The sequence below is a fragment of the Shewanella sp. Scap07 genome, from assembly GCF_013394145.1.
GTDB lineage: Bacteria > Pseudomonadota > Gammaproteobacteria > Enterobacterales > Shewanellaceae > Shewanella > Shewanella waksmanii.
In genome coordinates, this window is the sequence record NZ_CP041329.1 from 4969309 (window position 1) to 4993367 (window position 24059).

A 24059-nucleotide genomic window follows, 5' to 3' on the forward strand; every position below is an offset into this window, starting at 1 on the left:
AAATGAAAAAGGATTGCTAACTCGATGAAAACCAGCGAAAAGATTGTGCATGGAAGCTTAAAGTTATTTAACGAGCACGGTGAGCGCAGCATCACTACCAATCATATCGCCGCAGACCTTGGCATCAGTCCAGGTAATTTGTACTATCATTTCAAGAACAAAGAAGACATTATCCAGTCTATTTTTTCTTTGTACGAAGCTAAATTACAAGTCGGTTTTCAGCCCTATGTCGACCAACAGGTGGACGTGGAATTGTTGGTTGGGTATTTCGATACCATGTTCGATATTCTTTGGCATTTTCGCTTCATGTACACCAATATCACCGACATCCTCAATCGTGACCAAACCCTTCTCGCACGTTATTTGGTGGTTCAAGAGCAAGCTCTGGCACGCTCAAGTGCCATTCTCGCCAATCTTAAAAAAGATGGCTTATTAGAAATTGAAGACGCTGATATTAGCCCTCTGGCCGACACCATGCGTATGATTGCCTGTTTTTGGATTGGGTATAAACAAACCCACTTAAGTACCGTCACCATCGACAAAGCCGTCATCTATCAAGGACTGCTGCGGGTCATCATGTTACTTAAAGCGCATTCGACTGCCAGCTCTTTACCGACATTTCAACGCCTAGAGCAACATTATCGCCAGTTAGCCAATGCTTGAGTGGTCTGAGTAGCCTTAGTCAATACTTTACTGATAAATTGGTGCAATCAGCATAGTGTTGATTGCCCTGCACCACTGGGTAATAGCAATTTGACACTAAGGCCACTAGCGACATAAGAGTGAACAGGAACACCATGAAAACCCGCGATAAAATAGTTCATGCCAGCCTAGCGTTGTTCAACGAACACGGTGAGCGCAGTATCACCACCAACCACATTGCCGCCCATTTAGGCATCAGCCCTGGTAATTTGTACTATCACTTTCGCAACAAAGAAGACATCATTCGCTCGATATTTAACTTATATCAAGAGCATTTGACTGCGGGATTTCAGCCCTACGAAGATGAAGAGGTCAGCATTGATTTGTTGATGGGCTATTTCGATGCGCTGTTTTATACCCTATGGGAATTCCGCTTCATGTACGCCAACTTAGTGATCATTCTTGGCCGTGATGCAGAGTTGAATCAGCTCTACGCGCAAACCCATCAAACCTTTCTGCAACGAGCCTCGCAAATATTGGTCAAGCTAAAGCAAGATGGTGTACTTGATATTGCCGATGAAGAGATCACCCCCTTAACTGACACGATTCGTATGGTAGCGTGTTTTTGGATCAGCAATCGCCTCACCCATCACGCAGATCACAGTCAAATTACTAAAACATCACTGTACGAAGGGCTCTTACGGGTCATTATGATTTTTAAGGCCTATGCCACACCGTCAGCCAAAGCGACATTCTTAAGAGTTGAGCAACACTATCAACAACTCGCTAAGCAACAAGCACAGCAAGTCGCATAAACCACACTTGGGCTATTCCCTTCAGCTGCCGCAACCACACTTGTTGGCAGCTGAATGTTATTTTTCGCATTAGTTTTTGTTATCTAAAAGTGATGAATGCACGATCTTAGGTAATCCCACAAAAAAAGAGTGTCTGCTTACCTTAGTTTAAGGTTAGAATTCGGCCACTTTAACGTTGTTTTTAACTAAAGAAGCCATCGCAATTTTGCCGAAAACCTGGAGCGATAATGAATACCCTCAAGGTGTTATCAGCAATATTTAGGTGATATGGCTAATGTAAACACAACGGGCAACAACCAATACCCATGCACTCACTACACCAATTGAGCGAATCTTCGCTATGATTAGTCGGATACTTAGTGAGCAAAACTAGAACAATTAAGTGAAGGAGACAGCAGGTGTCTACGACCTCATTCTACAACCAAATCAATCAGCAGCTTGCCGATACCAAGGCTGAAGGCCTATACAAAAGTGAGCGTGTCATTGTATCTGCGCAGCAAACTGAAATTGAAGTTAATGGCCATGAAGTAATGAACTTTTGCGCCAACAACTACCTAGGTTTAGCCAATCACCCTGAACTAGTTAAAGCGGCACAGTCTGGCTTAGATAAGCACGGTTTCGGGATGGCATCTGTACGCTTTATTTGCGGTACTCAAGATATCCATAAGCAACTTGAAGCCAGTTTAAGTGAGTTTTTGGGTATGGAAGATACCATTTTGTATTCGTCTTGCTTTGACGCTAATGCAGGCTTGTTCGAGACTTTGCTTAGTGCTGAAGACGCCATTATTTCTGACGCATTGAACCACGCTTCAATTATTGATGGTGTGCGTTTATGTAAAGCTAAACGTTTTCGTTATGCCAACAATGATATGTCAGACTTAGAAACTCAACTTAAAGCGGCAAAAGAGGCCGGTGCACGTCATATCCTTATCGCGACCGATGGCGTGTTCTCTATGGACGGTGTGATTGCCAACCTAAAAGGGGTTTGTGACTTAGCAGACAAATATGGCGCACTGGTCATGGTTGATGATTCTCATGCTGTAGGCTTTGTCGGCAATGAAGGTCGCGGCACCCATGAATATTGCGAAGTGATGGATCGCGTCGACATCATCACCGGTACGTTAGGTAAAGCATTGGGCGGGGCATCTGGCGGTTTCACTTCAGGTAAGAAAGAGGTGATTGACTGGTTGCGTCAACGTTCACGTCCATACCTTTTCTCTAACTCGCTTGCACCTTCTATTGTCACCGCGTCGATCCATGTACTTGAAATGCTCAAGTCTGGCCAAGCATTACGCGAAGCTGTATGGGAAAATAGCCGCTACTTCCGCGAGCAAATGACTGCGGCAGGTTTCACGCTTGGTGGCGCCGACCATGCCATCATTCCAGTGATGATTGGCGATGCTAAATTGGCCAGCGATTTCGCTAACCGCCTGCTAGAAGAACACATCTATGTTATTGGCTTCTCTTTCCCTGTTGTACCTAAAGGCCAAGCACGTATTCGTACACAAATGTCAGCAGCGCACACTAAAGCACAGCTAGATAGAGCAATCGAAGCCTTTACCCGTATCGCCAAAGAGATGGACATTATTTAGGAGTTCGTCATGAAAGCATTAAGTAAACTTAAGCCTGAAGAAGGCATCTGGATGGTCGATGCACCTGAACCAGAGCTAGGGCATAACGACTTACTGATTAAGATCAGCAAAACCGCTATCTGTGGCACCGATGTACATATCTATAACTGGGACGAGTGGTCACAAAATACCATTCCTGTTCCTATGGTCGTTGGCCACGAATATGTGGGCGAAGTGGTTGGTATTGGTCAAGAAGTCCGTGGATTCAGCCTAGGTGACCGCGTATCGGGTGAAGGTCATATTACCTGTGGTCACTGCCGTAACTGCCGTGCGGGCCGCACACATCTATGCCGTAATACCTCAGGTGTCGGCGTCAACCGTGATGGTGCTTTCGCCGAGTACTTGGTGATCCCAGCCTTTAACGCTTTTAAGATCCCTGATGATATTTCTGATGACTTAGCGGCCATCTTTGATCCCTTCGGCAATGCCGTACATACCGCACTATCATTTGATTTAGTCGGTGAAGATGTACTGATCACCGGTGCAGGCCCTATTGGTATTATGGCTGCCGCGGTCTGTAAACACGTGGGCGCACGCCATGTTGTGATCACCGATGTGAATGAGTACCGTCTAGATTTGGCCAAGAAAATGGGCGCAACCCGCACCGTTAACGTGGCAACGGAAAAGCTAGAAGATGTGATGAGCGAATTGGGGATGACAGAAGGCTTTGATGTCGGGCTAGAAATGTCCGGCGTACCCGCAGCTTTTCATTCTATGCTCGATACCATGAACCATGGCGGTAAAATTGCCATGCTCGGTATTCCTGGTGGCGAAATGGCCATTGACTGGAGTAAGGTGATCTTTAAAGGCCTAGTGATCAAAGGCATTTATGGGCGTGAGATGTTTGAAACGTGGTACAAAATGGCCAGTTTGATTCAATCTGGCTTAGATATCTCTCCTATTATCACCCATCACTACAACATCGATGACTTCCAGCAAGGTTTCGATGCCATGCGTTCGGGGCAGTCAGGTAAAGTCATTCTCGACTGGCGTTAATTTGCCAGTGCATAAGGAGCTGTACACCTGCAGCTCCTTATTGCACACTATGCTGCATTAGCAAAGATTCATTCAGGAAGTACCATGTCTGCTTTTCAGCACCTCAGCGTTAACCAACTCATTCAAATGAGCGAACAGAGCCAACCACAAATTGTTGATATCCGTGATGCCGCTAGCTTTGAAGCCGGCAATATCCCGCAATCAATCAACCTCACTAATGAAAATTTAGCGAAATTTATTGGCGATGCCGATATGGACCAGCCATTAGTCGTGGTTTGCTATCACGGCATCAGCAGCCAAAGTGCGGCAACCTACCTCAATGAGCAAGGTTTCGATGATGTATATAGCCTCGATGGTGGTTTTCAGGCTTGGCGAGAACAGTTATAGTTCAAGCTATTACTCCTAAAACGCGTTAAGGATTACCTATGTGGGAAATCGGTCACCTGCCTAACCCAAGGGCAGCGCAAGCCTTAGTCGATTACCTCAAAGGTCAAGGCGTTGATTGCCAAATACATCCTGTTGCCGAAGGGGTCATGCTTACCGTTAGCGATGAAACCCATCTGCACCGAGCGCAAACAGAGTATCAAGCCTTTTTAGCTAACCCCTATGATGAGAAGTATTTACAGGCTTCGTGGGACAACGGCTCAACCCAAACCAAATTTGATTATGGTGCGCCCTCATTGCAGCTCTTTAGTCAGTTTATTACTGGTGCAGGGCCGCTGACACTTGCTGTGATAGCCATTTGCAGCCTAATTTTTATTGGCTTCAATATTGGTTTTGCAAACCAAATTTTCGAGCAGCTAGCGTTTTTTGGCGCTGTACCTCAGGCCGAACTTAGCCAATTCTGGCGGGTGTTTACTCCAAGCTTGATGCATTTCTCTGCGCTACATATCATCTTCAACTTATTGTGGTGGTGGTATTTGGGCGGCAAGATAGAAAACCGCATTGGCCTAGCGCCGCTAGCCATCATACTGGTGGTTGCCGGCACTCTACCCAATATAGTGCAATATTATATGACTGGTCCCAACTTTGGTGGCCTCTCCGGGGTTGTCTATGCCGTGTTTGGGTACACCTGGATAATGGGCACCCGCGCACCACAGTGCGGCATCGGTTTACCGCGCGCCTATGTAGGTTTCATGTTGGTATGGTTAGTACTTGGCTTTACCGACATGTTTGGCTTATCCATCGCCAATGGCGCCCACTTAGGTGGCTTGCTAGTGGGCATGCTACAAGGGTTTATCGACAGTCAACGTCGCCGCGCTAACTCCGCGCCCTAGCGGGTTTGTAGATTTGTTCATTAAAACCAATTGCTATAGATCTATTTGTTTTAACCAAACTGTAACAAACTGCTTGATCTGTCTATTTTTCATGCTAAGTTAGTGCATCGACTTTGATGTGGGGAAATATGCGTCGCAGTCAAGTCGATTTACACGACAAAAAAATAATAAGTCCACAAATTAGAATTATTTGTCAAGAAGTCTTATCTAGTTCACACTTTTATTTTTTTCAACTATAAATCAGTAAGTTAAGATCCACACTCCGTAGCCTTATCTAAGTCTATGGATCTTATCCTATTTTTAGCTCACAGACTTATCCACAGGCAGTGGATGATTTTTGCGTGGCCGAAATCCTCTGTCTGTGGCATGCTAGCGCCATCATAGAATTGCCAAATCGAAACAACTATATGCCTACTATTGCCGATAACCCGCTGATCCTTGTGGATGGTTCTTCCTATCTATACCGTGCTTACTATGCACCACCACATTTAACTAACTCTAAAGGTGAAGCAACGGGGGCTGTTTACGGCGTGATTAATATGCTTCGCAGCTTATTGAATCAATATAAGCCTAGCCAAATGGCGGTTGTATTTGATGCAAAAGGCCCAACATTCCGCAATGAGATGTATGCGGAATATAAGGCTCAACGTCCACCCATGCCCGATGATCTGCGTAGCCAAATCGCCCCTCTTCATCAAATTATTAAAGCGCTTGGTCTGCCGCTAGTGAGTATTCCTGGCGTCGAAGCAGATGATGTTATCGGCACCATCGCCACCCAGGCGAGTAAAGAGGGTCGCGCGGTACTTATCAGCACTGGCGATAAAGACATGGCGCAATTGGTTGATGACAACGTCACCTTAATCAATACCATGACCAATACTATCCTTGGCCCTGCTGAAGTCACTGAAAAGTTTGGTGTTGGCCCTGAACTCATTATCGACCTGTTGGCGCTACAAGGAGACAAGGCCGATAACATTCCGGGTTTACCTGGTGTGGGCGAAAAAACCGCGCTAGCAATGCTCAACGGTGTTGGTGGCGTGGATGCGATATTAGCCAATCCAGAAAAAATGCCAGCACTCGGTTTCCGCGGCTCCAAAACTATGCCTGCAAAAATTGCTGAACATGGTGACATGCTAAAATTATCATACGAGCTCGCCACGATTAAATTGGATGTAGAGCTTGAACAAGATTGGCACCAACTGAACATCAATGAGCCCAACAAAGATGAGTTGATAAAGTGCTACGGGGAAATGGAGTTTAAACGCTGGCTAGCAGAAGTGCTTTCTAACAAGCCTGCTGCAACCGCAGACGATGGCGGTGAACAGGTTGCAGCATCACCCGCTATTGAAGCAAATTACACCACCATTTTAACCCTTGATGAACTTGATCAATGGATCGACAAGCTGTCCAACAGCGAGTTATTTGCCTTTGACACCGAAACCACTAGCTTAGATTACATGCAAGCGAAGTTAGTCGGGGTCTCTTTTGCTGTCAAAGCCGGTGAAGCGGCCTACCTGCCCCTTAACCACGACTACGTCGATGCACCAGAACAGGTAGACGCAGACATTGCACTGGCCAAGCTAAAGCCATTGCTAGAAGATCCACAGCTGAAGAAAGTTGGCCAAAATTTAAAATATGATATGAGCATATTGGCCAATGTAGGTATCACTCTCAAAGGGGTAGCATTTGACACTATGCTGGAGTCTTATGTATTTAATTCGGTTGCCTCGAAGCACAACATGGATGACCTGGCATTAAAATACTTAGGTCATAAGAATATCAGCTTTGAAGAGATTGCTGGTAAAGGTGCTAAACAGCTAACCTTTAACCAAATCCCACTAGAGACCGCCGGTCCTTATGCGGCCGAAGATGCCGATATCACTCTACGTTTGCATCAGCATTTATGGCCTAGACTGGAAAAAGCCAGCGACCTAGCCAGTGTATTTACCGATATTGAACTGCCCTTACTGACAATTCTTTCGCAAATAGAACGTGGTGGAGTGCTGATTGATAGCATGCTGCTTGGGCAACAAAGCGACGAATTGGCTCGCAAGATCGATGAACTTGAACAACAAGCCTACGACATTGCCGGTGAAGAGTTTAATCTTAGCTCTACCAAGCAGTTGCAAGCCTTGTTCTTCGAAAAATTAGGATACCCGGTAATCAAAAAAACCCCTAAGGGGGCACCATCAACCGCAGAAGAGGTGCTGGTTGAACTGGCTCTTGATTACCCTCTGCCTAAGATCATTTTGCAGCACCGCAGCCTGATTAAGCTGAAAAGTACCTACACTGATAAGCTCCCTTTGATGGTAAACGCCCAAACAGGGCGAGTACATACGAGTTACCATCAAGCAAATGCTGCGACCGGGCGCTTGTCTTCTAGCGAGCCCAACCTGCAAAATATCCCCATTCGTACAGAAGAGGGTCGCCGTATACGCCATGCCTTTATTGCAGCGCAGGGCCGTAAAGTACTTGCCGCGGATTACTCACAAATTGAACTGCGTATTATGGCGCACTTGTCACAAGATAAGGGCTTATTGAGCGCGTTTGCTGCCGGTAAAGATATTCACCGTGCAACTGCGGCAGAAGTGTTCGACGTCGATTTTACAGAAGTCACCACTGAACAACGCCGCCGTGCGAAAGCGGTTAACTTTGGTTTGATTTACGGCATGTCTGCATTTGGATTAGCCAAGCAGCTCGATATTCCGCGTGCAGAAGCCCAAAAGTACATTGATACCTACTTTAAGCGTTACCCAGGGGTATTGAAGTACATGGAAGATACTCGCGCAGAAGCTGCAGATCTTGGCTATGTTTCCACGTTATTTGGACGCAGACTGTATCTTCCTGCCATTAAGGATCGCAATGCGATGCGCCGTCAAGCTGCCGAGCGCGCCGCCATTAACGCGCCAATGCAAGGTACGGCTGCCGATATCATTAAGAAAGCTATGATTGATGTCGCTAAGTGGATTGCAGAAGAGACTCACGGTGAAATCACTATGATGATGCAGGTACACGATGAATTAGTGTTTGAAGTCGATAGCGAGCATGCTGAGGCACTGAAAAGCAAAGTCTGTGACATTATGGCCAAAGCTGCCAGTTTAGATGTCGAACTGCTTGCTGAAGCCGGTATCGGTGACAACTGGGAACAAGCGCACTAAACCTCACAGCGCGAATCCAAACTCGAGTAAAAACGTAAAACGTCTCTAAAAGATCATTTTAGGGACGTTTTTTGTTTTATTGTGCGTAAGTTGCTCAAATATCGCTATAAAATTGAAAATTTACTACCAAAACCCGCTCAAAAATCAGTCTACTCGTTAGATCTTGATCACATTATTGTCGTTTTTTACAAAAAACAGTTTTTCATATGCCGTCTAATGCGCTAATATTCTCTGCGTAGGGTACAGAGGTTAAGATGTTCTATCTTTCAGACCTTTTATTTCACTTTATAGTGACAGCCAAATTATGGCGCCCCAGCAGAGACTCTCTGCTGGGGCTTTTTTTCGTCTGTAATTTATTTTAGAGCAAATACTTTAAACTGTAATATAAATGCGCTATGCTGTGGTCATTGAGCGCCATCGACCTAACTTGATGGAACTTGAGTCTTGTTGAATTTAGCTTCTCCCCAAAAGAGCTAATTTATATTTTTGCCGATGGTTTATCCGTCGGCATTTTTTTGTCCGCACGTTCCCCAAGCCCTATCTACGGGCATAAAAAAACGCCCCCATATGGGAGCGCTATTCGTGCAATCAATTAGCTTACTTTTCTTGCTGTTGAGCCTGTTCTTCCAACGCCTCAACTAACCACTGCGGGTGGCACCACTCATTAAGAATGCCCAGTACCTTATTTTTGCCTAAGCCTTTAAGCGACGAGAAAGGTTCAACTTTCACGGCATCACCATAATCAGCCAGCTGCTTGCGTACGCTGTTGACGGTTTTCATTCGTGCACTTTGTGCCAATTTGTCTGCTTTAGTCAGCAAGGCCAATACCGGAATGTCGCTTTGCACGCCCCACTCTATCATCTGTAAATCCAAGTCTTTAAGTGGATGACGGATATCCATCAATACCACCACACCACTTAAGCATTCACGTTCTTGTAGGTATTGCCCTAGCGCCTGTTGCCATTTACGTTTCATCGCCAACGGCACTTGCGCAAAACCATAACCCGGTAAATCCACTAAGCGGCGGTGCTCGTCTAAGGCAAACACGTTAATTAGCTGGGTGCGACCGGGAGTTTTACTGGTTCTTGCTAAGTTCTTTTGCTCTGTTAACAGGTTCAAAGCACTCGACTTACCCGCATTAGATCGACCCGCAAAAGCGATCTCTACCCCAACGTCGCCAGGCAAGTGCTCATCAAGGTGCGCAATGTCTGGCGCACTGATTAAAAATTTAGCCTTACGGAAGTCCATACGAGATTCAGACACTTGCCACTCCAAAATTTGTTAATTCTGTACGTTAAATATCGAAGAGTTGCTTACATTTGCACAATTTCGTGTAAAATATTACTCCGATCACATAAATTACATTTTATCACGCTTGCAGGTATCCCTAGTAAGCTCAGGACAAAAAAATTAACTAAAAGTTGGAACGCCATGAAAAAGCTAGCAATTGCGCTATCAGTTTTAGCCTCAATCTCTTCACCAGTAATGGCTGAAGGCAATGCTGAAGCAGGGAAAACTAAATCAATCGTTTGTTCTGCCTGTCACGGTGTTGATGGTAACAGCATGATAGACATGTACCCAAAAATCGCCGGTCAGCAAGAAGGCTACCTGAAAAAGCAGCTTGTTGATCTACGTAAAGCTGCTCACACAGGTGGTAAAGAAGGTCGTAACGACCCAATGATGAGCCCGATGGCTGCCGCGCTAAGTGATCAAGATATTGAAGATTTAGCGGCTTACTATGCCTCACAGACTCAAACTGCAGCAGACGTTAAAGACGTACCCGCTTTAGGTGAGCAACTGTATAAAGGCGGTGACATGACTCGCGGCATTACCGCATGTATTGCCTGTCATGGTCCTTCTGGTAAAGGTATGGAAGCAGCCGGCTACCCAATGATCGGTGGTCAGCATGCTAACTACATCAAGATTCAGTTGAATAAGTTTCATGATACAAATCGTAACAACGATTTAAATGGCATGATGCGCGACGTAGCTAAAAAACTTAATAGCGACGATATCGAAGCATTATCTAAATATATTTCAAGCCTTAAGTAACCATTAGTGCTTGTGAATGAAAGGTGGCTAAGCCACCTTTTTTATTACCACCAAGCTTACGTTTACGTAAACTTCATTAAATTGATGCTTGACAGTGATCACAGATTTAGGTTTAATTGTGCCCGTATCGAGATGAACCCAACTGTTTGTAACAAAAATTTTTAATAACAACGAACAGATTTCGATATGTAATCATTTAAGATATAAGAATAAATATATTCAATAACAATAATATACTTAAGACCACTCTCTAAAAATAATAAGAGTAGTGATTTCAACTTGAAGTCCAGGTCCAGAATATTTGTAAGGAAATTGGTTAGGAAGGCCAATCGCTGATTAAGCACTCCTCCTTACTCGTTCAGAGATGATAGCAACGCAGTGCGGCTGTTGATGCATTATTTCCCTGAGCAACTAAGCTAAAAAAAATCAACATGGATGGTTGGCTTAACGTCATAGAAGACGGCATGGATAAACGATGAGTCATTGAAGACCATCTACGGAAGCTGTGGTCAGGAAGGCAACAGGATGAAGATAAAGTGTCTGGAAGACCGAAAACGAAAAGAAATGCATGGAAAGCAGACTAAAAAAAGATGGATACTGACCGGGAAAGTCGCATAGCAAGTAAGGAAACTTGGAATCAGGATTAAGTACCTTGAGTACTTTTTTGGAAGGCGACAGTCATACTGTCGCCTTTTTTTATGGCAAAATACCGCTACGCTGTCGTTAACAAGAGTCAATCCACATTCATGCGAAGATGTCCCCTGTGTACGCGTAATCGTGTTGTTAATTTCTACCAAGATAGGAAACGCCATTATTTCCGCTGCGAAGAATGCCAACTCTTGTTTGCCGACGCCAGCTCTCACCTGCCTCCGAGCGCCGAACAAAGTAAATATCGCCAAGCCAACAGCAAACAACGGCCACTACAACAGTTTATTACTAGCTTAGTTGACCAATGCCAGCAACAACAAAGCACACCGTTAGTCGGACTTAATTTCGGACGCATCGCCGATGCCTCAACCCTCGCCAATGTTGAGGCTCAAGGCCATCAATTGCTGCAATATGATCCATTTTTCGCTGCTGACCACACTTTATTACAACGCCAGTATGACTTTATTTGCTGTTACCGCGTATTTGAGCACTTCCGCTTTCCCCATCGAGAATGGCAACTATTGTGCTCACTATTAAAGCCTGGCGGCTGGATGGCCATTAGCACTCAGTTGCTAACCCAACTTAGCGGCTTTGAGAAATGGCACCACAAAGATAATTTAACTCACGTGAGCTTTTATCAGCGCGCCACTTTTGAGTTTCTAGCCAATCAAGCCAACTTTAGGCTATTATTCGCTGCAAATGATCTCATTTTGGTGCAAAAACCATCAGAATCTGATATAACACGCGACCCAAGTTCATCTGCTTGAATCACACCTCAAGCCGATACACTATTTATTTGTTATTGAGATAAAGCTATGTCCCGCAAAAAAACGCGCAAAGCCAATGAAAATGCGCCTAAACTCGCACCAAGAACCAAGAAGAAAGACCGCGTGTTGGCGGGAAAAAAGCAAGAAAGCGGCAACCGTGCGGGTAGCCGTCACGACGCCAAGGTCATCAATCAAAAAGCACCTGGTGGCAGTAAGCAGTCTGCCGATCCACGTCACGGCAGTAAAAAGCCGGTTGCGCTCAACTTGCCAGAGACACCTAAAGCGGCAGTGAGCAAGCCAAAGCAGCCTAAGCTGACCGACGAGCAGAAGCTACTCAAGCTTGAAGATGATCCTAGACTAAATCAGCTGCTCGACATGCTTGAAGAAGGCCGTGATCTTAACGATGCCGATCAGAAGTGGCTTGATGTACAGTTGAATGAAATCGAGCGCCTGATGGAGCGTCTTGGCATTTCTGAAGCTGACGATCTAGAACATGTCATGAAAACCACTACCGGTAGCGATGACGACTTGTTAGAGAAATTTGAGTCAGGTGCAGACCTACTTAAAGATTACCAAGACAAGTAATTTCGTCCCCAATGAACTATAAATGGCATCGATATCGATGCCATTTATCTATCAGTAACCAATAAAGCAAACGCCAATGACTAACTCTTTACTCTTAATCGGCTCACTCGTCATTATTGCCTTGGCAACCTATGCTGGGTTCTTGTTAATGAAGCTGCGGCAGCAAACGCAAGCCCAGCAAGCTAAACTTGCAGAGCAGCAACAAGCCGCTTTACAACGTGAACAAGCCATTACCACCGACATCCATTACATAGCCACCGCCATGCTAGAAGAGCGCTGTGAACTGTCTGAGGGGGTGATGCGTATAGGGAAACTATTTGCCATAGCTAACCTAGCAGAGCAAGCAACGGCGAACTACCCTGCACTGTTTGAACATTTTGCACTCATTGAATCGCACCCAATCATGGAAGCGCGTAAGGCCTTGCCTAAAAAACAGCGTATGCAGCTAGATTTGGCCCGCATGAAATCGGAAAGCGCATTAGAAGCTCGTATTTTACAAGAAGCTAAACAAATTGCCGAAACCTATCAGGTGACAGCAAACGAGAATCATTAACACGCCTTCAACAATGATAGGCTTCATAGTTTTCAGTTTTTTAATATCCGAAGTGTGTACAGATTCAAATTTTTCAACATGGATCAAGGTTATTTAATCGATTACATTGCATACTTCGGAAGTTGCTAAATTACCAGCTCGGAGGACACGCCTTGAAGCAGCCCACCCAAATTAATTGGGATCAGTCAATGATCGAAAAATATAATTATAGCGGTCCCCGTTACACGTCTTACCCGACCGCGCTTGAATTCGACGATTCTTTTGTAGAAGAAGATTTACTGACTTCAATCAAAAATAGCAAAAGTGACAAGCTATCGCTGTATATCCATATTCCTTTCTGCGCCAAGCTTTGTTACTACTGTGGCTGCAATAAGGTGATTACTCGTCACCAACATAAAGCTGACCAATACATCGAGTATCTTGCAGCTGAAATCGTTAAGCGTGCACCACTGTTTAAAGACTACCTAGTGACACAAATTCACTGGGGTGGCGGTACTCCTACATTCTTAAACCCAGAGCAAATCCTGCGTCTATCTGCATTGATTAAAGAACACTTCAATGTGGCAGATAAAGGCGAGTACTCGATTGAAGTGGATCCACGTGAAATCGAACTCACTATGCTAGACACCCTAAAAGAGGCGGGTTTCAACCGCATCTCTATTGGTGTGCAAGATTTCAACAAGAAAGTCCAAGTGGCGGTTAACCGTGAGCAAGATGAGCAGTTTATCTTCGACCTCATGGCAAAAGCCAAAGAGATGGGCTTTGTATCGACCAACATCGATTTAATTTATGGTCTGCCACATCAGACGCCAGAGACCTTTGCTGAAACGATGCAACGTGTACTGGATCTATCACCAGACCGTTTATCCGTGTTTAACTACGCACACTTACCAGCACGCTTTGCGGCGCAACGTAAGATCAAAGATGAAGATTTAGCTTCGCCACAACAGAAGCTAGACATGCTGCATCAAACCATCGAGACCTTAACCGGTGCCGGCTACCAGTACATTGGTATGGATCACTTCGCTAAGCCAGATGACGAGCTATCCATTCTGCAAAACGAAGGTCGTCTACACCGTAACTTCCAAGGGTATACCACCCAAGAAGAGTGTGACTTATTAGGTTTAGGTGTCTCTTCAATTAGCCAAATTGGCGATTGCTACGCACAAAACCAGAAAGATATTCGTCCATACTACGAGTCTGTTGACGCATCAGGCCATGCACTGTGGAAAGGCTGCAAACTTAACCGTGACGATGAAATCCGTCGCGTAGTAATTAAGCAGCTAATTTGCCACTTCGACCTTGATATGAACAAGATTGACGAGCAGCTAGGGATCACTTTTGAAGACTACTTCAGTGAAGACCTAAAATTACTGCAAACTTTCGTCGATGATAAGCTTGTTGATATTACCGACCGTCAGATCACGATTAGTCCAACAGGTCGCTTGTTGATCCGTAATATCTGTATCTGTTTTGACGTCTACTACCGTGAGAAAGCCCGCCAACAGCAGTTCTCTCGCGTTATCTAAGCAATAGCTTGATACAAAAAGCCACCCGTAAACGGTGGCTTTTTTTATACCCTTTTGTTGTAGCTTTGAGGCATAATCAAACGGCTATACAAAACAATAACGAAGCAAAGGGAAAATGATATGTCTAAGCTACTTGTGCCGAGTTTACTCGCATTGAGCCTCAGCGCCTGCCAACTCAACACCACGGCCACCGACTACAATCGGTACGCATATGATGCGCAAAAAGCCAAGCCTGAAGCCATTGAACAGGTAGCAACAACCCCAGAAGTCGCGGTCATCGATCGTGATCTAAAAACCATCATCGATGCCGCATGGCAACTATCGCTTAGCGCCAACCCTGCTCTGGCATACAGTAAAGGGGATCAATCTGCAGCCGGTAAATTAACCGACCTGTCTGCACAAGCCCTTGCACAGCGCAATAGCCAAGCACAGTCATTGCTGGCTTCACTAAAGAAAATTGACCTCAACAAGTTGTCTAAAGCCGATAGCGTTAACGCACAAATATTGCAGTACCAACTGCAAAATCAGGTTGACCAATATCAGTACAAAGACCACTACACGCCCATTTCTGCCGAAAGTGGTTTCCATGCCTACATAGCCAGTATTGCTAAAGGCGGTTTTAAAACCGAAAAAGACTATCAAAACTACCTCAGCAAACTCGCGGCCTTACCGCGCTATTTTTCACAGCAAATGCATTGGATGAAACTCGGGTTAGCCGAAGGTTATACACCGCCTAAAGTCACCCTAAAAGGTTTTGAAGACAGTATTAGCGCATTTATTGTGCCGGTAGAAGACAGCGGCTATTACAAGCCATTTGAACAATTTCCTAAACATTTTAGCGAAGCACAAAAGCAAACCCTAACAGCGAAAGGGCGCCAGCTGATAGAGCAGCAAGTCTTACCGCTGTATCAAGACTTCTATGATTTTATGACCCAAGAGTATATTCCTGGTGCACGCAGCAATATTGCAGCAGCGAGTCTACCCGACGGCTTAGCCTTTTATGAAAACCGTGTGCGCTACTACACCACCTTAGATATGAGTGCCGAAGAAGTGCACCAGCTGGGGTTAAAGGAAGTCAAACGTATCCGTGGCGAGATGCAGCAAGTGATTGAGCAAGTCGGCTTTGACGGTAGCTTTGCCGATTTCTTGCACTTCTTACGCACCGACCCACAGTTTTATCCCAAGACCGAAGAAGAGTTACTTAAAGAAGCCGCGTATATCGCCAAAAAAGCCGATGCGATGTTACCTAAGTATTTTGGAAAACTGCCCAGAACGCCCTACGGTATCCAAAAGGTCCCAGATGAAATCGCACCTAAATACACCACGGGCCGTTATTCTGGTAGCAACCGCGACGATGAGCCGGGCTATTACTGGGTCAACACTTACGCCTTAGACAAACGCCCGATGTACGAGATGGAAGCATTAACTTTACACGAAGCTGTACCTGGGCATCATTTGCAGATCTCACTCAATAAAGAGCTCAGCAGCCTACCTAACTTTAGGCGCTACAGTTATATTTCGGCCTTTGGTGAAGGCTGGGGATTATATTCAGAGTACTTAGGCCTTGAAGCCGGCTTCTATCAAGACCCTTACAGCAACTTTGGCCGCCTCACTTACGAGATGTGGCGCGCGGCACGCTTAGTTGTTGATACCGGTATGCACGCTAAGGGTTGGAGTCGTCAACAAGCATTAGACTTTATGGCTCAAAATACCGCGTTATCACTGCACAATGTCACCACTGAGATTGACCGTTATATTTCCTGGCCTGGGCAGGCAGTGTCATACAAAGTGGGCGAGCTGACCATCAAACGTCTCAGAGCCAAAGCGGAGCAAACTTTGGGAGAAAAGTTTGATATTCGAGCTTTCCATGATGCTGTGTTAGCCCAAGGTTCGGTACCCATGCCAATTCTTGAACAGCAGATTGATGAGTTCATCGCCACCAGCCAAGCTAACTAAGCCATTACTGCATAAGCACCAGCGATGCTGGTGCTGCAGTTTTATCGATACCGAGCAACACTGACTCGCCACCAACAAGCTATTGCCATGACACATATATTTAGCCAAGAATCCCAACTTAATACTGAGGCACAACGCACCCTTTGGCAGCAGGTGAGTCATCAGCGCTTAACCACTGCCGATGGGATAACTTTGGCCTATGGTCGTATCGATCACCCATCGCCTAAAGGCACCATAGTGATCAGCAACGGTCGAGTGGAATCCTATCTTAAATACCATGAGCTAATTTTCGATCTGTATCAGGCCGGCTATCAGATTTTCGCAATAGATCATCGTGGTCAAGGTCTATCCAGTCGCACCACCCATAATCATCATCAGGGTCATATCGATAACTTTGACCTCTATATCGACGATTTTAGTCACTTTATCGACGAGGTTGTCCTGCCTAATGCTCAAGGGCAACTTTATTTGGTCGGTCACTCAATGGGGGGCTGTATTGGGAGTTTGTACATGCAGTCTAAGCCGAGCACCTTTAAAGCCGCGGTGTTCTCTGCACCAATGTTGGGTATTAGATTACCGATTAACCGAGGCTTTATTCGTTGGTTAGCTAACCTGCTTGATAGCCAGCGTCGACAACAGCAACCCAACTACATATTGGGTGGCAAAGATTACTCACCACACCCATTTAAAGGCAATGACCTGACTTATAGCCAAGCGCGTTATGAGGACTATTTACACATTTATCGTGACGAGCCGCAATTGCAGCTTGGCTCACCAACCAACCGCTGGTTAGTTGAAGCCATTGATGCCAGTGAACAAGCCATCTTCGCAGCGCGTGACACACAGGTGCCTAAACTGATATTGCAGGCGAGTGAAGACAGCATTGTTGACAACCAGGCCCAAAACCGAGCCCGCAGTCAACACTGTCAGGTGGTCCCCATTGCCGATGCCCGCCATGAAATTTTTATGGAAAAAGACACCCCACGCAATGCGGCGTTAACCCAGTTATTGCAGTTTATTGAGCAACACCCTTAGTCTCAGTGCCCGTGCCGCCATAATATGCTGGCGGCACAGGCATCCATGTCAGCATTAGCCTAATTGGCCAGCAACCATTAGCTCGCGACTTTCAGGCACTTCGTTGTAAGACAGCACATGTAATCCTCGGGCAAACGCCAACGCATACCTCGCCAGTAAAGGCCGCAGTTGCGGAGATACCAACAACAGCGGACTGTGTCCCTGTGCTTTGGCATCGGCCAGTAATTGCGGCATTTTTTGTTGCAGTTGCGCCAGTAATTGCGGCTCAACCGGAAAGCTGTCCATCGCCACTTTACCTTGTTGCTGCGCTTGAGTGAGCGCATTGGTCAATGTCTGCTCCAGTTCTGGCGCTAAGGTCATCACATTCAATGTGTTGTCGCTCCCCGCTATCGAATGCAATATTGATTGCTTGAGCGCGCAACGAACATCAGCCGCCAACAAAATTGGATCTTTACTGTTTTCACTGCACTCCAACAACGTGGTGCCAATGGTACGAATATCTTTCAGTGACACTTGCTCTTTGAGCAATAGACGAAACACCTTAAGTAACTGGATGGGCGTTAACGCATTACTTAATGCCTCGGCAAGTTTAGGGGACTGTTTAGCCAACCGGTCCGTCATTGCGACCACATCGTCATGCTGCAGCATATCGGCCAATGACTCGCGCACCAATTTGCTCACGTGAGTGGCAATAACTGTGGCGTTGTCCACCACCGAATAACCTAAATTTAGCGCCTTGGCTTTAGCTTCATTATCAATCCACACTGCGTCCATTTGATAAGCGGGCTCTTGAGTCAAAATGCCATCAATTTCACCATAAACCGGACCACTCTTAATCGCCATCAGCTTATCGGGTTCAAGTTCGGCAGTCACAATAGGGTTGCCCATCAAGTTAATCTGATAGGCATTAGGCGCCAGCGCCAAATTATCCCGCACCCTGACTTCAGCTAACAAAAAGCCCGCTTGCTCAGACAAGGTACGGCGAATACCGGTTAAACGCTTTTGCAGTTCTGCGCCCTTACTGCGCTCGACCAAGTGCACTAAGCGATAGCCAAGTCGCACCTCAATCAGATCGGTAAATGGCAACGCATCCCAACTGGGAAGTGAAGGCTCTGCGAGACTTTTTTCAACCTGCTGCTCCACCGCTTGCGCAGGCGGATTTGCCTGCCGCTGACCTTGCTTCCAGGCCGCAAAACCCAACAAGGCTGCAAAAGATAGAAACACTGCCGCTGGCATGCCGGGAACAATGCCCAGTATCAACATTACCGCAGCTGCTGTGGCCAGTGTTTTTGGGTTGGCCAGCAGTTGTTGGCTTAGCTGGGTGGGCATCTCTTCGGCATCGGACACCCGGGTCACGATAATCGCTGCCGCCGTTGCCAGCAATAGCGATGGGATCTGTGCCACAAGACCATCACCTATGGTCAGCAGCGCATAGGTTTTAAATGCATCGGCAGCACTTAAATCGTGCATGAATACACCGATGGCGATACCCCCTAGAATATTGATAGCGAGAATCAAGATCCCGGCAATCGCATCACCACGCACAAATTTAGAAGCACCATCCATTGAGCCATAAAAATCGGCTTCACGGGCCACCTCTTGTCGGCGCTGGCGCGCTTGCTCCTGACTGAGCACGCCTGCATTAAGATCGGCATCAATCGCCATCTGTTTACCCGGCAAAGCATCCAAGGTAAAGCGCGCTGAGACTTCAGATATACGCTCACCACCTTTAGTGATCACCACAAAGTTGATGATCATTAGAATTAAGAAGATCACCCCACCAACAACATAGTTGCCGTCAATCACCACCTCACCGAATGCTTGAATAACCCGACCAGCAGCATCACCACCTTGATGGCCTTCAATCAATACCACACGTGTCGAGGCAACATTCAAGGTTAAGCGCATTAGCGTCGCCAGTAGCAAAACCGTCGGAAACACCGAAAACTCTAGTGGCCGGCGAATCGACACCCCCACCAACAACACCATCACCGCGAGCACAATATTAAAGGTGAATAAGATATCGAGTAACCAAGGCGGTAAAGGCAGTATCACCATCGCCAGAATGGCTAACAGCATGATCGGAATTCCGATATAAGCTTTGTTACCTTGAAAAGCGTTAGACAACCAATTCATCGAATCATATTTCCTTTAGTCATGGCGTAAGTGAGGCGGAATGAAAAACTGTGGCAAGGGCTCAGGTTTAGCTTGCTTACCTTCCCTTGCAGCCTTGATCTGCAATACATAATTAAGTACATGAGCAATCGCAATAAACAGTGCTGCCGGGATCTGCTGCTCTACCTGAGTCGAGTAATAAATTGCGCGGGTTAGTGGCGGCACTTCAATCACCTCAACATCGTGGCGCTGCGCAATTTGGCGCATATACAGCGCTAACTCATCGGTTCCTTTTGTCACCACATAGGGCGCTTCTGCTCGGGAAAGGTCATATTTAAGCGCAACCGCATAGTGGCTGGGATTGACCAATAATACGTCGGCTTGAGGAATCGCCACTTCGGCCCGAGAGCGACCAATTCGCTGCTGTAACTGACGAATCTTTGCTTTGACCTCTGGTTTACCATCTTGTTGTTTTTGCTCATCTTTGACATCTTGGCGCGACATTCTGAGCTCTTTGTGATGATGCCAATACTGGTACGGTACATCGATGAAGGTGATCACCAGTAGGCCCAGCCCTAAATAGAACATCCCCAAAGACAACATATTGATGCCATGGCGCACTGCTTCATCAACAGGCAGCTGGTTATAACTCAACAAGGTTTGTAGATTGGCTTCAAGGAAGTACACCATAATGCTCAACAGCAAGGTGACTTTAAGAATGGATTTCACCAACTCGACCAAGGATTTCACCGAAAAAATGCGTCCAATACCTGAAATCGGGTCTATACGACTGTACTTAAACGCAGCATTTTTAAAGCTAAACACTGGTCCACCGGGCATGGCACCGGCGATCATCGCAATAAGCGCCACCATAATGAACAGCGGGCCCAGCAAGTTCAGCATCGCCACCAAAGAGCCACCTATGTGCTGTTGCAGCACATCGTCGCTCAGTAGCTGCTCACGGCTAACTTGCATGTTAAATTGCGCCAACGCCGCCATGTTCCCAGCAAACCAATCCGCACTAAGAGTCAACATCAGCGCACAGCCGATAATAAGGGCGGTTGAAGCCAGATCTTTTGAGCGCGGTACCTGACCTTTTTCGCGGGCTTTTTTCAGTTTTTGTGGTGTCGCCTTCTCCGTTTTACTTTGACCAGAGTTTTTATCACTCATACCGCGCCCCCAATAAATTGGTACATGGCGGCGAGTGCATCAAGGCACAGGTCGCTGTAACGACTGGGCAAGCCGCTAAAAGAGAACATCACACACACTAAGCCCATCAACATCGACATTGGAAAGCCGAGTGCAAATACGTTTAAAGATGGTGCAGCCCGGCTCAACACACCAAAGGTAATGTTGACCATTAACATGGCTAATATCACAGGAATCGCCAGCATAAATGCCGAGGCAAATAACCAAGCAAAGCGACCCACTAATCCCATCAAGGGTAAATCGAAAATGCCACTGCCAATCGGCCACAGAAGAAAGCTATCGACTAAGATACCAATGGCAACAAGATGGCCATCTAGGGCCAAAAACAGCAAGGTACCATAGAGCAAAAACCACTGACTCAGAATGGGGTTCGATGTGCCATTAGCCGGGTCATTCATGACTGCCATGGCCAAGCCCATCTGCATCGACATCATCGCCCCTAATAGGGTCATGACATGGATGAGTATTGAAAGAAATAGCGCCAACATGAAGCCGAGCAGAAGCTGCTCGATTGCAATAAATACTGCGGCCATCGACAGTGCGTCGACCTCGGGAACGTTAGGCAGCATCGGCGCTAGCAATGCCGCAATCACCACCGCTAACAAAATCCGCAGCCGAGCAGGAATATAGCTACTGCTAAAAAAGGGGAGGACTAGAAATGCCCCCATAATCCGGCAAAATGGCCACCAAAAGGTTCCAATGAAAGCACTTATTTGCGGCGCAGTTAAAGACAGCATAGTTAACCAATAATGTGCGGAATTGTCATAAACAACTCGGCGAAAAAGTCACTGATCTGCTGTAGCAGCCAAGACCCAGAAAACAGCACCATTAGCAGGGTAAGCACTAACCGAGGTAAGAAGCTCAAGGTTTGCTCGTTGACCTGGGTCGCCGCCTGAAACACCGCAATCATTAGACCCACCAGCAGCCCTGGCACAACCAATACAGCCACCATGGCCACCACCAGGTAGATTGCATCGGAGAACATCACCGTTAATTCATTCACATCCATGAGCAGTTCCTATTGGCATGCCATCATCTCTATCATCACTAGCCAAAGCTACCCACCAAGGTACTGACGGTCATGGTCCAGCCATCAACCAGTACAAACACCATTAGCTTGAAAGGCAGGGAGATAATCAAAGGTGATAACATCATCATCCCCATCGACATCAACACACTCGCGACAACCAGATCGATGATTAGAAAAGGCAAAAACAGTAAGAAACCAATTTGAAACGCCGTTTTTAGTTCACTGAGCACAAAAGCCGGCATTAGCACAAAAAACGGCACTTGATCGGCGGTTAACGTCGTGGGTTCATTGGCAATCTTTAGCATCTGCTCGAGATCGGTTTCACGGGTCTGTGCCAACATGAACTGCCTCAGTGGCCCTTCACCTATTTTCACCGCTTCGGTTAACTCAATATCACCATTGTCATAAGGCAAGTAGGCTTGCTGATAGATATCATTGCCGGTCGGACGCATAATAAAAATGGTGATCACCAAAGCGATCCCAAGTAGCACTTTATTCGGCGGACTTTGCTGCAGGCCAATCGCCTGACGCAAGATTGCCAGTACCACAATGATCCGGGTAAAGCTGGTCAACATCATCAGTAGCGCAGGTAAAAAACTGAGTACCGTCATCAAAGCAAGGATCTCTAGTTTGATATTGACGGCTTGGGCTTGATCCCCTTGACCATAGGTAAATAAAGTCAGGCCATCATTGGCGGTAGCGAACGGTGCAAACAAGAGTAAACCTAGGATCAGCAGTAAGCGCATGCTAGTCGTTGGCTCCGGTCAGGCTAATCGATTCAACTTCCAATAAACGCACGCCATAGCGACCATTCACTTCCACCACTTCACCGCGGCCTAATAACGCACCGTTCACACGAATATCTAGCGGCTCGCCCACCATACGATCTAGGCCAATGACATCGCCTTGCCCCATCTTAGTCAGCTCACCAAGTGCGATTTCAGCGCTGGCTAACTCAAGGGTGACTTGGACGGGTAGCTGCTGAAAAAACGACATGTCTTTCACTGGTTTTTTTGCCACCGGTGCCGCTAGGGTGTCATCGGCCGCAAATAGATCATCATCGAGTAAAAAGTCATCATCAATTAAGCTTTGTTCAGTCATGGGGAATCTCCTCTTGTGGAAAAGCATCTTGGGTCAATTTGGCCACCATCTGACCATCGTGGGTATGGACCGTGGCGTAAAACAAGGGCCGCTTTCCGACCGTAACCGGACAGCGAGAATGTAAACTCATGGGTAAAATGTCACCCACACTTAAGTTGCTTAGCGAGGTAACCGGCGTCACTTGCCGCCCCAGTTCTAACAGTATTTTGGTAGGGATCTGACTCAATCTTTGCGCCAGTTGCTCAGGTAAATCCGCAGCCGCCATGTAATGACTTGGCTGCTCAGCCATTAGGCCCAACAGTTTTTCGGTCATACAAAAACGCATGTCGGCACCGCACTGCTCTTGTGGAAAAGACAGTTGCCAGCTAAATGGTGCATCTAAGGGAGTTTGGTTAGTGACTAAACTAAGCTGCAACGCGTGTTCATCTAACGTGACAACGGGCAAAGCCGACAACGCCGCTAACATCAGTTTTTTGGCAAGACGAAACTCAGATTGGCTAGGCTCTCGAAGTGGTGAACACAAGGGGCTATCAACGCTGCCATAATACCCACTAGCTAGTTGGTCTAATGTGCAACGATCAATACGCCACCACGCCAATGGCGAACCTTGGTAGCTCAGCAAAAACCACGCGCCATGGATATCCGGTGTCACCGTTTGATCTTGAGTCGACAACACACCCTCATAGACTCCATGATGCCCCTGGCGAATAATCGGATTAAGCACGGTGTTAATGTTTTCTATTAACTGCTTTTGACAGCTTTCAATCTGTATGATTAACCGACTTCTAGCGAGTTTTTCTTTGATTAAAACAACCGGTCTAATATTCTCCATTGCAGGATTTTTAATCAATCTAGCTTTAGATGTTATTTTCAAAACTCACCCCAATATATATTAGCGTCAAAAACTCAACACAAAAAATATAAACACCAATAAAATGACAGGTGACATTTATATGACGC

At 46.3% G+C, this 24059-nt stretch carries 22 protein-coding genes; 14 read left to right on the forward strand and 8 right to left on the reverse strand.

Annotated elements, in window-relative coordinates:
* Positions 1-24 precede the first annotated feature (24 nt).
* The 7 genes from FLM48_RS21930 (at position 25) to polA (ending at position 8519) form a co-directional block, all read left to right on the forward strand.
* Positions 25-663, forward strand: a complete 639-nt coding sequence (locus FLM48_RS21930; RefSeq protein ID WP_028771995.1) for a TetR/AcrR family transcriptional regulator — start codon at positions 25-27, stop codon at positions 661-663.
* 134 nt (positions 664-797) lie between these two features.
* Positions 798-1457 carry a TetR/AcrR family transcriptional regulator gene (locus FLM48_RS21935; RefSeq protein ID WP_179026145.1) on the forward strand — a complete coding sequence of 220 codons (660 nt, stop codon included), beginning with the start codon at positions 798-800 and terminating at the stop codon, positions 1455-1457.
* 398 nt (positions 1458-1855) lie between these two features.
* A complete protein-coding gene (locus FLM48_RS21940) occupies positions 1856-3049 on the forward strand; it encodes a glycine C-acetyltransferase (RefSeq protein ID WP_179026146.1) in 1194 nt (397 codons plus the stop codon).
* A 9-nt stretch (positions 3050-3058) separates the two neighbouring features.
* Entirely contained in the window at positions 3059-4084 is a 1026-nt protein-coding gene (gene tdh, locus FLM48_RS21945; RefSeq protein WP_179026147.1) for an L-threonine 3-dehydrogenase, read from the forward strand.
* 84 nt (positions 4085-4168) lie between these two features.
* Positions 4169-4471, forward strand: a complete 303-nt coding sequence (gene glpE, locus FLM48_RS21950; RefSeq protein WP_179026148.1) for a thiosulfate sulfurtransferase GlpE — start codon at positions 4169-4171, stop codon at positions 4469-4471.
* Positions 4472-4509: 38 nt separating this feature from the next.
* Positions 4510-5361 (forward strand): rhomboid family intramembrane serine protease GlpG, encoded by an 852-nt coding sequence (glpG, locus tag FLM48_RS21955; protein ID WP_179026149.1) that lies wholly within the window; start codon positions 4510-4512, stop codon positions 5359-5361.
* Positions 5362-5768: 407 nt separating this feature from the next.
* Entirely contained in the window at positions 5769-8519 is a 2751-nt protein-coding gene (polA, locus tag FLM48_RS21960; RefSeq protein WP_028772001.1) for a DNA polymerase I, read from the forward strand.
* 597 nt (positions 8520-9116) lie between these two features.
* Here the strand turns inward: polA and yihA are convergent.
* Complete coding sequence (yihA, locus tag FLM48_RS21965; protein ID WP_028772002.1) at positions 9117-9782, reverse strand: ribosome biogenesis GTP-binding protein YihA/YsxC; 666 nt, start codon at positions 9780-9782, stop codon at positions 9117-9119.
* A 168-nt stretch (positions 9783-9950) separates the two neighbouring features.
* Between yihA and FLM48_RS21970 the strand changes: the two genes are divergently transcribed.
* The 7 genes from FLM48_RS21970 (at position 9951) to FLM48_RS22000 (ending at position 17644) form a co-directional block, all read left to right on the forward strand.
* Positions 9951-10571, forward strand: a complete 621-nt coding sequence (locus FLM48_RS21970; RefSeq protein WP_028772003.1) for a cytochrome c — start codon at positions 9951-9953, stop codon at positions 10569-10571.
* 746 nt (positions 10572-11317) lie between these two features.
* The gene (locus FLM48_RS21975) at positions 11318-11986 is read left to right on the forward strand and encodes a class I SAM-dependent methyltransferase (protein ID WP_179026150.1); all 669 of its coding nucleotides are present in this window, start codon (positions 11318-11320) and stop codon (positions 11984-11986) included.
* 48 nt (positions 11987-12034) lie between these two features.
* Positions 12035-12571 (forward strand): Der GTPase-activating protein YihI, encoded by a 537-nt coding sequence (yihI, locus tag FLM48_RS21980; RefSeq protein ID WP_028772004.1) that lies wholly within the window; start codon positions 12035-12037, stop codon positions 12569-12571.
* Positions 12572-12647: 76 nt separating this feature from the next.
* Positions 12648-13124, forward strand: a complete 477-nt coding sequence (locus FLM48_RS21985; protein ID WP_179026151.1) for a DUF2489 domain-containing protein — start codon at positions 12648-12650, stop codon at positions 13122-13124.
* Between the two features lie 152 nt (positions 13125-13276).
* The gene (hemN, locus tag FLM48_RS21990) at positions 13277-14653 is read left to right on the forward strand and encodes an oxygen-independent coproporphyrinogen III oxidase (protein WP_179026152.1); all 1377 of its coding nucleotides are present in this window, start codon (positions 13277-13279) and stop codon (positions 14651-14653) included.
* A 120-nt stretch (positions 14654-14773) separates the two neighbouring features.
* Complete coding sequence (locus FLM48_RS21995; protein ID WP_179026153.1) at positions 14774-16609, forward strand: DUF885 family protein; 1836 nt, start codon at positions 14774-14776, stop codon at positions 16607-16609.
* A gap of 87 nt (positions 16610-16696) precedes the next feature.
* A complete protein-coding gene (locus tag FLM48_RS22000) occupies positions 16697-17644 on the forward strand; it encodes an alpha/beta fold hydrolase (RefSeq protein WP_179026467.1) in 948 nt (315 codons plus the stop codon).
* A 54-nt stretch (positions 17645-17698) separates the two neighbouring features.
* Here the strand turns inward: FLM48_RS22000 and flhA are convergent, their stop codons facing one another.
* From flhA to FLM48_RS22035, 7 genes are read right to left on the reverse strand one after another with little or no spacing between them, the layout of a single operon-like run.
* Positions 17699-19780 carry a flagellar biosynthesis protein FlhA gene (gene flhA / locus FLM48_RS22005; RefSeq protein ID WP_179026154.1) on the reverse strand — a complete coding sequence of 694 codons (2082 nt, stop codon included), beginning with the start codon at positions 19778-19780 and terminating at the stop codon, positions 17699-17701.
* Between the two features lie 15 nt (positions 19781-19795).
* Positions 19796-20929, reverse strand: coding sequence for a flagellar biosynthesis protein FlhB (gene flhB / locus FLM48_RS22010; protein ID WP_028774282.1), 1134 nt, complete (start codon positions 20927-20929; stop codon positions 19796-19798).
* A complete protein-coding gene (gene fliR / locus FLM48_RS22015; RefSeq protein ID WP_179026155.1) occupies positions 20926-21705 on the reverse strand; it encodes a flagellar biosynthetic protein FliR in 780 nt (259 codons plus the stop codon). Before fliR ends, flhB begins: the two co-directional genes overlap by 4 nt.
* Positions 21706-21707: 2 nt before the next feature.
* The gene (gene fliQ / locus FLM48_RS22020) at positions 21708-21977 is read right to left on the reverse strand and encodes a flagellar biosynthesis protein FliQ (protein ID WP_028774280.1); all 270 of its coding nucleotides are present in this window, start codon (positions 21975-21977) and stop codon (positions 21708-21710) included.
* 38 nt (positions 21978-22015) lie between these two features.
* Positions 22016-22744: a flagellar type III secretion system pore protein FliP gene (gene fliP, locus FLM48_RS22025; protein ID WP_028774279.1), complete on the reverse strand. Its 729-nt coding sequence runs from the start codon at positions 22742-22744 to the stop codon at positions 22016-22018.
* Between the two features lies 1 nt (position 22745).
* A complete protein-coding gene (gene fliN, locus FLM48_RS22030; RefSeq protein ID WP_028774278.1) occupies positions 22746-23099 on the reverse strand; it encodes a flagellar motor switch protein FliN in 354 nt (117 codons plus the stop codon).
* Positions 23092-23973: a FliM/FliN family flagellar motor switch protein gene (locus FLM48_RS22035; RefSeq protein ID WP_179026156.1), complete on the reverse strand. Its 882-nt coding sequence runs from the start codon at positions 23971-23973 to the stop codon at positions 23092-23094. Before FLM48_RS22035 ends, fliN begins: the two co-directional genes overlap by 8 nt.
* Between the last annotated feature and the right edge of the window lie 86 nt (positions 23974-24059).